This window comes from Enterobacter sp. MGH 24, assembly GCF_000493015.1.
Lineage (GTDB): Bacteria > Pseudomonadota > Gammaproteobacteria > Enterobacterales > Enterobacteriaceae > Enterobacter.
Window position 1 is genome coordinate 964,558 of the sequence record NZ_KI535657.1, and the last position, 13,269, is coordinate 977,826.

The 13,269-nt window shown below is 52.6% G+C and carries 9 protein-coding genes, 2 tRNA genes and 2 rRNA genes; 8 read left to right on the plus strand and 5 right to left on the minus strand.

Going from position 1 to position 13,269, the window contains the following annotated elements; translation table 11 throughout:
- The first annotated feature begins 93 nt into the window (after nucleotides 1–93).
- Nucleotides 94–2,175 (plus strand): putative bifunctional diguanylate cyclase/phosphodiesterase, encoded by a 2,082-nt coding sequence (locus L370_RS17240; protein ID WP_023333650.1) that lies wholly within the window; start codon nucleotides 94–96, stop codon nucleotides 2,173–2,175.
- On the opposite strand, the gene envR is transcribed toward L370_RS17240, so the two are convergent.
- Entirely contained in the window at nucleotides 2,091–2,810 is a 720-nt protein-coding gene (gene envR / locus L370_RS22555; protein WP_023333651.1) for an acrEF/envCD operon transcriptional regulator, read from the minus strand. The two genes, L370_RS17240 and envR, sit on opposite strands and share 85 nt — an antisense overlap.
- 387 nt (nucleotides 2,811–3,197) lie before the next feature.
- Between envR and L370_RS17235 the strand changes: the two genes are divergently transcribed.
- The 7 genes from L370_RS17235 to L370_RS17205 all read left to right on the plus strand — a co-directional run bounded on the left by L370_RS17235 (nucleotide 3,198) and on the right by L370_RS17205 (nucleotide 12,617).
- A complete protein-coding gene (locus L370_RS17235; RefSeq protein ID WP_023333652.1) occupies nucleotides 3,198–4,337 on the plus strand; it encodes an efflux RND transporter periplasmic adaptor subunit in 1,140 nt (379 codons plus the stop codon).
- An 11-nt stretch (nucleotides 4,338–4,348) separates the two neighbouring features.
- Complete coding sequence (locus tag L370_RS17230; RefSeq protein ID WP_023333653.1) at nucleotides 4,349–7,462, plus strand: efflux RND transporter permease subunit; 3,114 nt, start codon at nucleotides 4,349–4,351, stop codon at nucleotides 7,460–7,462.
- Between the two features lie 305 nt (nucleotides 7,463–7,767).
- Nucleotides 7,768–7,989: a lipoprotein gene (locus L370_RS17225; protein WP_008502867.1), complete on the plus strand. Its 222-nt coding sequence runs from the start codon at nucleotides 7,768–7,770 to the stop codon at nucleotides 7,987–7,989.
- 474 nt (nucleotides 7,990–8,463) lie between these two features.
- Complete coding sequence (locus tag L370_RS17220; RefSeq protein ID WP_023333654.1) at nucleotides 8,464–9,489, plus strand: amino acid ABC transporter substrate-binding protein; 1,026 nt, start codon at nucleotides 8,464–8,466, stop codon at nucleotides 9,487–9,489.
- A gap of 67 nt (nucleotides 9,490–9,556) precedes the next feature.
- Entirely contained in the window at nucleotides 9,557–10,738 is a 1,182-nt protein-coding gene (locus tag L370_RS17215) for an amino acid ABC transporter permease (protein ID WP_023333655.1), read from the plus strand.
- 9 nt (nucleotides 10,739–10,747) lie between these two features.
- A complete protein-coding gene (locus L370_RS17210) occupies nucleotides 10,748–11,851 on the plus strand; it encodes an amino acid ABC transporter permease (protein ID WP_023333656.1) in 1,104 nt (367 codons plus the stop codon).
- Between the two features lie 7 nt (nucleotides 11,852–11,858).
- A complete protein-coding gene (locus L370_RS17205; RefSeq protein WP_014171880.1) occupies nucleotides 11,859–12,617 on the plus strand; it encodes an amino acid ABC transporter ATP-binding protein in 759 nt (252 codons plus the stop codon).
- A gap of 106 nt (nucleotides 12,618–12,723) precedes the next feature.
- On the opposite strand, the gene rrf (L370_RS17200) is transcribed toward L370_RS17205, so the two are convergent.
- The 4 genes from rrf (L370_RS17200) to L370_RS17185 all read right to left on the minus strand — a co-directional run bounded on the left by rrf (L370_RS17200) (nucleotide 12,724) and on the right by L370_RS17185 (nucleotide 13,207).
- Nucleotides 12,724–12,839, minus strand: a 5S ribosomal RNA gene (rrf, locus tag L370_RS17200).
- A gap of 43 nt (nucleotides 12,840–12,882) precedes the next feature.
- A tRNA-Thr gene (locus L370_RS17195) sits at nucleotides 12,883–12,958 on the minus strand.
- Nucleotides 12,959–12,972: 14 nt separating this feature from the next.
- Nucleotides 12,973–13,088 (minus strand): 5S ribosomal RNA (rrf, locus tag L370_RS17190).
- Between the two features lie 43 nt (nucleotides 13,089–13,131).
- A tRNA-Thr gene (locus L370_RS17185) sits at nucleotides 13,132–13,207 on the minus strand.
- Nucleotides 13,208–13,269: the final 62 nt, after the last annotated feature.

Below are 13,269 nucleotides of genomic sequence, written 5' to 3' on the forward strand. Positions count from 1 at the left end.
GATTTAAATCCCTTTGAGCCATTACCTGACGGTGATAATGTCTCGCCCTTCTCAACCGCTCTAGCGTAACCCCACACTCGAGTAGAACCGTCCATGCTGGTCAGCCAATACAACCATATCCTTGTCGTCCTCTCCTTTGTTGTTGCCATCCTTGCTGCGTATACCGCGCTGAACATGGCTGCACGCGTCGCCGGGAGTGAGGGCGTCGCTGCCCGCGTCTGGCTGGCTGGCGGCGGTATTGCAATGGGCATTGGCGTATGGGCCATGCATTTTATCGGCATGCTGGCGATGGACCTCTCCATGAGCATGAGCTACAACGCCACCCTGACGGTGTTATCCATGGTCATCGCCGTGGGGTCGTCGCTGTTTGCGTTATGGCTCGTGAGCTGCGAGCAATTACGCTTGCGCCGGCTGCTGCCCGGCGCGCTGGTGATGGGGAGCGGTATTGTTGCCATGCATTACACCGGCATGGCGGCGCTGGAAGTGATGCCCGGGATTATCTGGGACAAGGTCTGGGTGGCCATTTCGGTCGCGATTGCGCTTGCCGCTTCGCTCGCGGCATTATGGCTGACCTTCCGCCTGCGTCGCGAAGCCGCGCAGGTCGTGCTGATGCGCATGGGGGCCGCCATCACGATGGGGATTGCCATTGCCGGTATGCACTATGCCGGAATGAAAGCGGCGCAGTTTCCCATGTCCACGATGGTTCATCATGAGGGGATTAACGGGAGCTGGCTGGCGGTGCTGGTCAGCGTCGTCGCGCTCTCTATTCTTGGGATCACCCTGCTGGTGTCGATGCTGGATGCCCGCCTTCAGGCACGTACCGCCCTTCTGGCCTCGTCGCTGGCAGAAGCTAACCGGGAACTCGCTCAACTGGCGCTGCACGATACCCTGACGCGTCTGCCCAACCGTATCCTGCTGGAAGACAGACTCGATCAGGCCATCAGCAAAGCCGCTCGTGAAGGGAGCCACTTTGCCCTGATGTTCATGGATCTCGACGGCTTTAAAGCCATCAATGACGCCTACGGCCATGATGTCGGTGACAGGCTGCTGGTCGCCGTTACGCAGCGTCTGCTGCTTCTCCTGAAAGGCCAGTTCACCCTTGCACGTATCGGCGGTGATGAATTTGTTCTGCTGGCTGAAGGAGAAGGTCCGGACGACGCGGCATCGCTGGCGAACTCGCTGGTGCGTGCGATCGATAGCCCGTTCAATCTCGACCCCTATGAACTGGTGGTGACCCTCAGCATTGGTATCGCGCTCTATCCTCATGACGGCAAAACCGAGCGTGAGCTGATGTTTAACGCCGACGCGGCGATGTATCACACAAAGCATATGGGCCGTAACGGTTACCACTTTTTCCAGCCCTCCATGAATACCCTTGCGCAGACCCATCTCCAGTTAATGAACGATCTGTGGATGGCGCTCGATCGCAATGAGCTGCGCCTGCTGTATCAGCCAAAATTTCACGCTCCCGCGGGTCCTATACTCGGATTTGAGGCGTTATTGCGCTGGCAGCATCCTAAGCAGGGGTTACTGACGCCGGACCTTTTTCTGCCGCTGGCGGAAAAAACGGGGCTGATCATCCCCATTGGCAACTGGGTGATAAATGAAGCCTGTCGCCAGCTGCGGGAATGGCATCTTCAGGGGCATCAAAGCTGGTCAATGGCGGTAAACCTGTCGACACTGCAGTTTGAACAACCTTCACTGGTTAAAACGGTTCTCGACTGCCTGGCACTTCACCGTGTTCCACCGGAAATGTTGATCTTAGAAGTGACGGAAACCACGGCGATGAGCAACCCAGATGAGAGTGTTCGGGTGCTGACAGAGCTGACGGATGCGGGGGTGAAGGCCTCCATAGATGATTTTGGCACCGGATATTCGAGCCTGCTGTACCTCAAGCGCTTACCGGCCTGTGAATTGAAAATCGACAGGGCGTTTGTGAAAGAGCTCAGCGGCGAAAGCGAGGATGCCACTATTGTCTCAGCAATTGTGGCCCTCGCTAAAACACTTAACCTGAAAGTTGTGGCTGAAGGTGTGGAAACCGAAGCACAGCAAGCCTTTTTAACCGAGCTGGGCTGTAACACCCTTCAGGGTTATCTGTTAGGTAAACCCGCCAGCGCGCAGACCATCGAAGCACTTTGTGCCCGAGGGGAAATGTTACCTGGCGCTGAGCTGTAAACATCATCAGCAGGCGACACGCGAATGACAGGGAGTGTCGCCAGTATGCTATCGACCAGAGCGGGTGCCTGCTGATAAAGATTAAAACTGTCGTTATTCATTAACCAGTTTTTAATTATTCCGCTAAAAAAACCGTGAAATACGATCAAGGTGAGATCAATATTCACCTTTGGCGAAATGATATTGCGCGAAATACAGGTCTCCAGCGTGGCACGTAGCGTGTCATCATTGAATCCAATACGCTTTCTGATTTCACGCTCTGAAATCATATCGCTGCTAAATTCACACTTATGATACAGAATTTGTAAAAGCGCACATTGCCGGGGCTCACGGGCAATATACTGCAGCGCGGTAATAAATTGCTCACGAAGCTTTAACAACGGGTTGTCACTATCGGAAAGGGAAAGCCTGTCGCGAATAATGTCGCGAAGCGGTAATTGCTGTTCCCAGATGGCATTGAATATTTCAGCTTTACTGGTGAAGTGCCAGTAGATCGCGCCGCGCGTCACCTTTGCAGCATCAGCGATATCCGTCAGCGTCGTGCTGGCTACGCCACGCGTCGCAAACTGCCCGATAGCCGCCTCAATCAACTGCTGCCGGGTTTGTTGAGCCTCTTCTTTCTTTTTACGCGCCATAGGCAACTACTCGTTACTCACAAGGTTGAAAGGTAATATTGCGTTCATGTAAATCTAAGTATTCACTAAAATCCGTTTTAATTTTGCACAAAAAAAGTCAATTCGCTTAATTTATAATTAAGACAAATACATCAAATCAATTAAATTCATGAAATGAATAATTAGACAACATTAAACGCATTTACCTGATTAACATACCTGAAGTATATCCTCGAATAGACCAGGTCTGATTCTGATTTTTTTCTACAAGCATGGTCATTCGCACTTATAAATTAAAAAACATTAAATACCCTCATTATTATACGCAGCTACATTTTATTTTTATCCCTCTGCCCCAGCTACCGATTCACGGCATATATCGGTTAATGGGTATTTAAAGGAACAGTAATGACGAATCATTTCAGACGCTTGCCTTTATCCGGTTTCATTGTCTGCGCGGTACTGCTCACTGGATGCGATGGTCAGGAAAATCAACAACAACACCTGCAGGCGCCACAGGTCAGCGTGCATATTGTGAAAAGTGCGCCTCTGGCTGTCACCACTGAACTCCCGGGCAGAACAGATGCATTTCGCGTTGCGGAGGTTCGTCCTCAGGTGAGCGGCATCATCCTTCGCCGCAACTTCGCGGAAGGTAGCGATGTCAAAGCGGGTGATTCACTTTACCAGATTGATCCTGCGACCTATCAGGCAGCCTATGACAGCGCGAAAGGCGAACTGGCGAAGGCTCAGGCAGCAGCAAATATTGCGCACCTGACGGTAAAACGTTATCTCCCGCTGGTAGGCACCCAATATGTCAGTAAGCAGGAGTATGACCAGGCCGTGGCGACCGCTCAACAGGCAGATGCCAGCGTTGTTGCTGCAAAAGCCGGCGTTGAAAGCGCACGTATCAACCTTGCCTACACCAAAGTGACCTCCCCTGTTGATGGCCGTATCGGGAAATCCAGCGTGACCGAAGGGGCGCTGGTGACGAACGGGCAAGCCGCAGCGCTGGCAACGGTCCAACAGCTCGATCCGATTTATGTCGATGTCACCCAGTCCAGTAATGATTTTATGCGCCTGAAACAGACAAGCCTGCAAAAAGGCGATACCGCCAGCAGCGTTGAACTGCTGATGGAGAACGGACAGCCCTATCCGCTGAAAGGCACATTGCAGTTCTCTGACGTCACGGTCGATGAAAGTACCGGCTCGATTACACTGCGCGCCATATTCCCGAACCCTCAGCATCTGTTATTACCCGGCATGTTTGTTCGCGCCCGCATTGATGAAGGCACCCAGCCGGACGCGATTCTGGTTCCGCAGCAAGGTGTGACCCGTACACCGCGAGGCGATGCAACCGTCCTGGTGGTGAACGATAAAAACCAGGTTGAGCCGCGAACCGTCGTGGCCCCTCAGGCAATTGGCGATCGCTGGCTGGTGACTGAAGGGCTGAAAAACGGTGACCGCGTGATTGTCAGTGGGCTACAGAAAGTCAGACCAGGGGTAACCGTCGTCGCCACGCCGGATACCACCACGACGCCAGCCGGCTAAGGGACGACGACATGGCTAATTTCTTTATTCAGAGACCGGTTTTCGCCTGGGTACTTGCCATCATTTTAATGATTGCAGGCGGGCTGGCCATTCTCAAACTCCCCGTCGCACAGTATCCAACCATTGCCCCTCCCGCCGTGGCGATTTCTGCGACCTACCCGGGAGCGGACGCTCAAACGGTGCAGGATACCGTGACCCAGGTTATCGAACAGAACATGAACGGTATCGATAACCTGATGTATATGTCCTCCACCAGCGATTCAGCGGGTAACGTTACCATCACCCTGACCTTCGAGTCAGGAACCGATCCGGACATCGCTCAGGTGCAGGTGCAGAACAAGCTGCAGCTTGCTATGCCGCTGCTGCCGCAAGAGGTTCAGCAGCAAGGGATTGGCGTGGAGAAATCCAGCAGCAGCTTCCTGCTGGTCGCCGGTTTTGTTTCAGACAACAAAAGCCTCACGCAGGATGACATCTCTGACTATGTCGCCTCAAACGTCAAAGATGCCATCAGCCGAACGTCTGGTGTCGGTGACGTTCAGCTGTTTGGCGCTCAGTATGCGATGCGCATCTGGCTCGACAGCAACGCGATGAACAAATACCAGCTAACGCCGCTGGATATTATCAACCAGCTGAAAACCCAGAACGATCAGATAGCGGCAGGCCAACTGGGCGGAACGCCGTCCATTCCAGGGCAGCAGCTGAATGCCTCGATCATTGCGCAAACCCGCTTGAAATCACCGGAGGAGTTTGGCCGCGTGACGCTCAAGGTGAACCAGGACGGCTCGATGGTTCATCTGAAAGACGTGGCTCGTATTGAGCTGGGTGGCGAAAACTATAACATGGTCACTAAAATCAACGGACAGGCGGCAACCGGTCTGGGGATTAAGCTGGCAACCGGGGCAAATGCGCTGGACACCGCAGCCGCCATTAAGAGCAAGCTGGCGCAACTGCAGCAGTTCTTCCCACAGGGGCTGAAGGTTGTCTATCCCTATGACACCACGCCTTTTGTAAAAATCTCCATCCACGAAGTGGTGAAGACGCTGTTTGAAGCGATCATTCTCGTCTTCCTGGTCATGTACCTGTTCCTGCAAAACCTGCGTGCGACCCTCATCCCGACTATCGCGGTGCCGGTCGTTCTGCTGGGTACCTTCGCGGTTCTGGCGGCGTTTGGTTTCTCCATCAATACCCTGACGATGTTCGGCATGGTGTTGGCGATAGGTCTGCTGGTTGATGACGCTATCGTGGTCGTTGAGAACGTTGAACGTGTCATGGTCGAGGACAAGCTGCCGCCGAAAGAGGCCACGCAGAAGTCGATGGAGCAGATCCAGGGCGCACTGGTGGGGATCGCCATGGTGCTCTCGGCGGTCTTTATTCCGATGGCCTTTTTCGGCGGCTCAACGGGGGCAATCTATCGCCAGTTCTCGCTGACTATCGTTTCCGCTATGGCGCTGTCCGTTCTGGTTGCGCTCATCCTGACGCCCGCCCTCTGTGCAACGTTGCTTAAGCCCGTATCCGGCGATCATCATGAGAAAAAAGGTGGCTTCTTCGGCTGGTTTAATGCGCTCTTTGATAAAAGCGTGGAGCACTACAGCAACAGCGTGAGCGGTATTTTGCGTAAGACAGGGCGCTATCTGGTGGTGTACGTCATTATTGTCGGTGGGATGGCGGTGCTCTTCCTGCGCTTGCCCACCTCCTTCCTGCCCGAAGAGGATCAGGGGGTGTTTATGACGATGGTTCAACTCCCGGCAGGTGCAACCCAGACGCGTACTCAGCAGGTTCTCGACCAGGTTCAGGATTACTATCTGAACAAAGAGAAGGCGAACGTTGCATCTGTCTTTACCGTAAACGGCTTTAGCTTTAGCGGCCAGGGTCAGAACTCCGGTATTGCATTCGTCAGCCTGAAGCCCTGGGAGGAGCGCCCGGGATCGGAAAATGGCGTCGAAGCCATTGTGGGTCGCGCGACGAAAGCCTTCAGTCAGATTAAAGATGGCCTTGTGTTCCCGTTTAACCTGCCTGCAATTATTGAGCTGGGTACCGCCACGGGCTTCGACTTTGAATTGATCGATCAGGCTAACCTGGGGCATACCCAGCTGACGCAGGCGCGTAACCAACTGCTTAGCATGGTGAAAGAGCACCCTGACCTGCTGGTTCGCGTGCGCCCTAACGGTCTTGAAGATACGCCTCAGTTCAAGCTGGATGTCGATCAGGAGAAAGTGCAGGCGCTGGGCGTCAGTCTTTCTGACGTCAACCAGACGATTTCGACGGCCTTAGGTGGCACCTATGTGAACGACTTTATCGATCATGGGCGCGTGAAAAAGGTCTACGTACAGGCCGACGCCAAATTCCGTATGTTGCCAGGCGATATTAACAACCTTTACGTGCGCAGCGCGAATGGAGAAATGGTCCCGTTCTCCGCCTTTAGCAACGCTCACTGGGTCTATGGTTCACCTCGCCTGGAGCGCTATAACGGGATGCCCTCTATGGAGATCCTGGGTGAATCCGCTCCGGGTAAAAGTACCGGTGAGGCCATGGTTATGATGGAAAGTCTCGCGGCAAAACTGCCTTCCGGCATCGGCTATGACTGGACGGGAATGTCTTATCAGGAGCGGCTCTCAGGTAACCAGGCGCCTGCACTGTACGCCATTTCCCTGATCGTAGTGTTCCTGTGTCTGGCAGCGCTGTATGAAAGCTGGTCCATTCCGTTCTCCGTTATGCTGGTTGTACCGCTGGGGGTCATTGGGGCGCTTCTCGCTGCATCATTGCGGGGGTTAAACAATGACGTTTATTTCCAGGTCGGCCTGCTGACAACGATTGGTTTATCCGCGAAAAACGCCATCCTGATCGTCGAATTTGCTAAGGACCTGATGGATAAAGAAGGTAAAGGCATCATTGAGGCCACGCTGGAAGCTTCCAGAATGCGCCTTCGACCGATCCTGATGACGTCTCTGGCCTTTATCCTTGGCGTCATGCCGCTGGTGATCAGCACCGGGGCCGGGAGCGGCGCGCAAAACGCCGTCGGTACGGGCGTTATGGGAGGGATGCTTTCCGCAACGCTTCTGGCGATTTTCTTCGTGCCCGTCTTCTTTGTGGTTGTTCGGCGACGATTTACTCATCATAAAGAGTAATGTTCTCCTGAAAAGGCACCTCTGGTGCCTTTTTATTTTTTTAACATAAACAATAAATTAGGATTTACATCAAGGCAGCATTAAAAATAGGATGATTTGCATTAAGTAAAAACAGTCTCTTGCATCTTCATAATGTCTCCATTAATTCCTCCTGAGCCCAACTTTTCTCCACGATTTTTACAAACTACATAATTTGAGATTATTCCTCGTGTAACGAGGACTTACCCCGGTGGTAAAATAACCTCCAGTTCGTTAAAAGCCCTCCTGGCTATATAGCGAACGAGAAATAATACTGAGGTAACATCATGAAAAGATTCATTTCCGTTGCACTTCTCGCTGCGCTGCTTGCTGGTTGCGCGCACGACTCTCCATGTGTACCGGTTTACGACGACCAGGGCCGACTGGTTCATACCAATACCTGCATGAAAGGTACTACTCAGGACAACTGGGAAACTGCGGGTGCTATCGCCGGCGGTGCTGCCGCAGTAGCGGGTTTGACGCTGGGTATTGTTGCCCTGACGAAGTAACATCTGTTGAGAAAGCGCGGCTTTAGCCGCGCTTTTGCTTTTAATGAGTGCAGTATTTTCAAATAAGTAAAAAAATAGCCCCGTATTTATTCATGTAATTAAACCAAGCCTTAAATCCGTCACAACTTTTTCGCATATTCATTCAAATTACTTATTCTATCGTGATGATTTTCACACATTAATATTATTGAATACCCTGCCAATATTCACCCTGGAAACTATCTCCTCTTTTTCCTGACCCGACTCAAAACTTTTGCTCCGATTTGTGGCACAGGTTGTAATTTCGCACCGTTTCGGGGCGCTCGTTTTATTTAAGCCTGTCTACACTCAGCATTAAGCGTTCACTCGTCTCTTATTTTGTCGAACGCAAAACTGGCATTACGTTTGCTTTATAAACGTTGGCCAAAGCCACAGACAGGTTAAGCGTTTAAAAAACGCCTCTATAACGATAAATTTCGCCACACAGGATGCATTATGAAAAAGACGATGATAGCCAGCCTGGCCGCTGCAGGCATGTTGTTTGCCGTAGCCGGTCAAGCCCATGCGGGAACGACACTGGATGCCGTTAAAAAGAAAGGTTTTGTTCAATGTGGTATCAGTGACGGTTTGCCTGGCTTCTCTTATGCCGATGCGAACGGCAAATTTACCGGTATTGATGTGGATGTCTGCCGTGGCGTTGCAGCCGCCGTTTTTGGTGATGACAGCAAAGTAAAATACACCCCGCTGACGGCGAAAGAACGCTTTACGGCGCTGCAGTCCGGCGAGGTCGACATGCTCTCCCGTAATACCACCTGGACTTCCTCCCGTGATGCTGGCATGGGGATGTCATTTACGGGCGTGACCTATTATGACGGCATCGGTTTCCTGACCCACAATAAAGCAGGCCTGAAAAGCGCCAAAGAGCTGGATGGTGCCACCGTTTGTATTCAGGCGGGCACCGATACCGAGCTGAACGTCGCCGATTATTTCAAAGCAAATAACATGAAATACACGCCAGTGACATTCGACCGCTCGGATGAGTCGGCTAAAGCGCTGGAATCCGGCCGTTGCGACACGCTGGCCTCTGACCAGTCACAGCTGTATGCCTTACGCATTAAGCTGAGCAATCCGGCAGAGTGGATTGTCCTGCCTGAAGTGATCTCCAAAGAACCTCTCGGCCCCGTCGTTCGTCGTGGTGATGAAGACTGGTTCTCCATTGTTCGCTGGACGCTGTTTGCCATGCTGAACGCAGAAGAGATGGGCATCAACTCTAAAAACGTTGATGAGAAAGCGGCTAAGCCATCTAACCCGGATATGGCACATCTGCTCGGTAAAGAAGGTGATTTCGGCAAAGATTTGAAGCTGGATAACAAGTGGGCTTACAACATCATCAAACAGGTGGGCAACTACTCTGAGATCTTTGAGCGCAACGTGGGATCGGAAAGCCCGCTGAAGATCAAACGCGGCCAGAACAATCTCTGGAACAACGGCGGTATTCAGTACGCGCCACCAGTACGTTAAGTCATAGCTGTAACGGGCACTGCTCCGGTAGTGCCCACTCCAGAGTCATGGTTACTGAGGTTTCTTTATGTCCCATCGCCGCTCAGCCGTAAAAGGATCGCTATCCTTTTCTCATCCCGCGGTCCGCGCCTGGCTATTCCAGATTATTGCTATTGTTGCGGTTGTTCTCATCGCCGTGTATCTCATCCATAACACCATCACCAACCTGAATAACCGCGGCATTACCTCCGGTTTCGCGTTTTTAGACCGCAGCGCGGGGTTTGGTATTGTTCAGCACCTTATTGATTACCAGGAAGGTGACACGTACGGACGCGTGTTCGTGGTCGGTTTACTGAATACGCTGTTGGTCTCGGCGCTTTGTATCGTCTTCGCGTCGATACTGGGCTTCTTTATTGGCCTGGCGCGTCTTTCTGAAAACTGGCTCCTGCGGAAACTGTCGACTGTTTATATCGAGACGTTCCGTAATATCCCCCCGCTCCTGCAGATCTTCTTCTGGTATTTCGCCGTACTGCGTAACCTTCCCGGTCCCCGTCAGGCCGTCGACGCGTTTGAGCTGTTTTTCCTCAGTAACCGAGGGTTATCCATTCCTTCTCCTCAGCCGGGTGAAGGACTGTATGCTTTCATTGGCGCGATCGTGATAGCGCTTGCTCTCTCTGCTGGGGTATTCCGTTTTAACCGCAAGCATCAGATCAAAACCGGTCAGCTTCGTAGAACCTGGCCCACGGCAGCTGTCCTGATCGTTAGCCTTCCGCTAATCGCGCACTGGCTATTTGGGGCGGCGCTGCACTGGGACATTCCATATCTGCGGGGCTTTAACTTTCAGGGTGGAATGGTATTAATTCCCGAGCTGGCAGCCCTGACGCTGGCGCTGTCGATTTATACGTCCGCGTTTATTGCCGAGATTATCCGTGCGGGGATCCAGGCCGTTCCTTATGGGCAGCACGAGGCGGCACGTTCGCTGGGATTACCCCATACCGTAACGCTTCGTCAGGTCATCATTCCGCAGGCTTTACGGGTCATCATTCCGCCCCTGACCAGCCAGTATCTCAATATTGTCAAAAACTCGTCTCTTGCCGCTGCCATTGGCTACCCGGATATGGTGTCACTCTTCGCCGGAACCGTGCTTAACCAGACCGGACAAGCCATCGAAACCATCGCCATCACGATGTCTGTCTACCTGATCATCAGCCTGGTGATTTCACTGCTGATGAACCTTTATAACCGTCGTATAGCACTGGTCGAGCGCTAAGGATCTATGATGACAAAAGCGATACTGTCGCACTCCTCGCGCCCTGCCAACTCGACAGGTGGACGTTTCATTCTCTGGGCGCGTAAGAATCTCTTCTCCAGCTGGAGCAACAGCCTGCTGACGATTGTCTGCCTGTGGCTCATGTGGGAATTGATTCCTCCCCTGCTGAACTGGGCATTTTTACAGGCCAACTGGGTCGGTTCAACCCGAGCAGACTGCACAAAAGCCGGCGCCTGCTGGGTGTTTATTCATGAGCGCTTCGGCCAGTTTATGTATGGATTATATCCTCATGAACAGCGCTGGCGGATTAATCTGGCGCTGGTTATCGGCCTGCTTTCTATCGCGGCCATGTTCTGGAAAAAGCTGCCGCATCGTGGACGTTATATTGCCGGCTGGGCTGTGGTTTATCCGATTATTGTCTGGGTACTGTTGTATGGCGGTTTCCTGGGACTGGAACGCGTTGAAACACGCCAGTGGGGCGGGCTGACGCTGACGCTGATTATCGCTTCAGTGGGGATAGCCGGTGCGCTACCGTGGGGGATTTTACTGGCGCTGGGACGGCGTTCAAAAATGCCTATCGTCCGCGTGCTCTCCGTTATCTTCATTGAGTTCTGGCGCGGCGTACCGCTTATCACCGTTCTGTTTATGTCGTCGGTCATGCTGCCGCTGTTTATGGCAGAAGGTACCACCATCGACAAGCTGATCCGTGCTTTGGTGGGGGTGATTCTCTTCCAGTCCGCCTATGTCGCTGAAGTTGTGCGAGGTGGTTTGCAGGCGTTACCTAAAGGCCAGTACGAAGCGGCGGAATCACTGGCTCTCGGTTACTGGAAAACGCAGGGGCTGGTCATTCTTCCCCAGGCACTCAAGCTGGTCATCCCGGGCCTGGTCAATACGATCATTGCCCTCTTCAAGGATACCAGCCTGGTGATCATCATTGGATTGTTCGATCTCTTTAGCAGCGTGCAACAGGCAACCGTTGACCCTGTCTGGCTGGGTATGTCCACCGAGGGATATGTCTTTGCAGCTCTGATCTACTGGATCTTTTGTTTTAGCATGTCGCGCTACAGCCAGCACCTGGAAAAGCGCTTTAACACCGGGCGTACACCGCACTGAGGAAATTATGAGCCAAATAACTATGACACCCGCCGACGCGATGATTACGCTGGAAAATGTGAATAAATGGTACGGACAATTTCATGTCCTGAAGGACATTAATCTTAAGGTAAAGCAGGGAGAACGCATCGTCCTTTGCGGCCCTTCGGGCTCCGGAAAATCCACAACCATTCGCTGTATTAATCATCTTGAAGAACACCAGCAAGGACGCATTGTGGTTGATGGTATCGAGCTGAATGAAGATATTCGCAATATTGAACGCGTACGTCAGGAAGTTGGAATGGTATTTCAGCACTTTAATCTGTTTCCGCACCTGACCGTTCTGCAGAACTGTACGCTTGCGCCGATTTGGGTACGAAAGATGCCGAAAAAGGAAGCGGAGGCATTAGCCATGCACTACCTGGAGCGTGTACGTATCGCAGAGCATGCCAATAAGTTTCCAGGCCAGATATCGGGTGGCCAACAGCAGCGTGTGGCTATCGCGCGATCGCTGTGTATGAAACCGAAAATTATGCTGTTCGATGAACCGACATCTGCCCTGGATCCGGAAATGGTGAAAGAGGTTCTGGACACCATGATTGGGCTGGCTCAATCCGGTATGACCATGCTGTGCGTGACGCATGAGATGGGGTTTGCGCGAACCGTGGCCGACCGGGTGATCTTTATGGATCGCGGGGAGATTGTTGAGCAGGCACCGCCGGATGAGTTTTTTGCGCATCCGAAGTCAGAACGTACGCGAGCATTCCTGTCGCAGGTAATTCATTAGTCGTTTGCTCTGCCGGGTGGCGGCTTCGCCTCACCCGGCCTACCGTTTTTTCGGCGCATAAACGCAAAAAGGCCATCCTTTCGGATGGCCTTCTCACTTATTTGATGTCTGGCAGTTCCCTACTCTCACATGGGGAGACCCCACACTACCATCGGCGCTACGGCGTTTCACTTCTGAGTTCGGCATGGGGTCAGGTGGGACCACCGCGCTAAAGCCGCCAGACAAATTCTTTTACTTCTTGCCGAACTTTAACCTAAGTATAAAGTGGTGCTGATACCCAGAGTCGAACTGGGGACCTCACCCTTACCAAGGGTGCGCTCTACCAACTGAGCCATATCAGCACGCTAAATTTGATGCCTGGCAGTTCCCTACTCTCACATGGGGAGACCCCACACTACCATCGGCGCTACGGCGTTTCACTTCTGAGTTCGGCATGGGGTCAGGTGGGACCACCGCGCTAAAGCCGCCAGACAAATTCTTTTACTTCTTGCCGAACTTTAACCTAAGTATAAAGTGGTGCTGATACCCAGAGTCGAACTGGGGACCTCACCCTTACCAAGGGTGCGCTCTACCAACTGAGCCATATCAGCACGCTAAATTTGATGCCTGGCAGTTCCCTACTCTCACATGGGGAGACCCCACACTACCATCG

What these genes read in the sequence shown, in the direction of transcription:
- L370_RS17235 (WP_023333652.1), top strand. Translation starts at nt 3,198, where the DNA reads ATGACGAATCATTTCAGACGCTTGCCTTTATCCGGTTTCATTGTCTGC.
- L370_RS17225 (WP_008502867.1), top strand. Translation starts at nt 7,768, where the DNA reads ATGAAAAGATTCATTTCCGTTGCACTTCTCGCTGCGCTGCTTGCTGGT.
- envR (WP_023333651.1), bottom strand. Translation starts at nt 2,810, where the DNA reads ATGGCGCGTAAAAAGAAAGAAGAGGCTCAACAAACCCGGCAGCAGTTG.
- L370_RS17205 (WP_014171880.1), top strand. Translation starts at nt 11,859, where the DNA reads ATGAGCCAAATAACTATGACACCCGCCGACGCGATGATTACGCTGGAA.
- L370_RS17220 (WP_023333654.1), top strand. Translation starts at nt 8,464, where the DNA reads ATGAAAAAGACGATGATAGCCAGCCTGGCCGCTGCAGGCATGTTGTTT.
- L370_RS17230 (WP_023333653.1), top strand. Translation starts at nt 4,349, where the DNA reads ATGGCTAATTTCTTTATTCAGAGACCGGTTTTCGCCTGGGTACTTGCC.
- L370_RS17215 (WP_023333655.1), top strand. Translation starts at nt 9,557, where the DNA reads ATGTCCCATCGCCGCTCAGCCGTAAAAGGATCGCTATCCTTTTCTCAT.
- L370_RS17240 (WP_023333650.1), top strand. Translation starts at nt 94, where the DNA reads ATGCTGGTCAGCCAATACAACCATATCCTTGTCGTCCTCTCCTTTGTT.
- L370_RS17210 (WP_023333656.1), top strand. Translation starts at nt 10,748, where the DNA reads ATGACAAAAGCGATACTGTCGCACTCCTCGCGCCCTGCCAACTCGACA.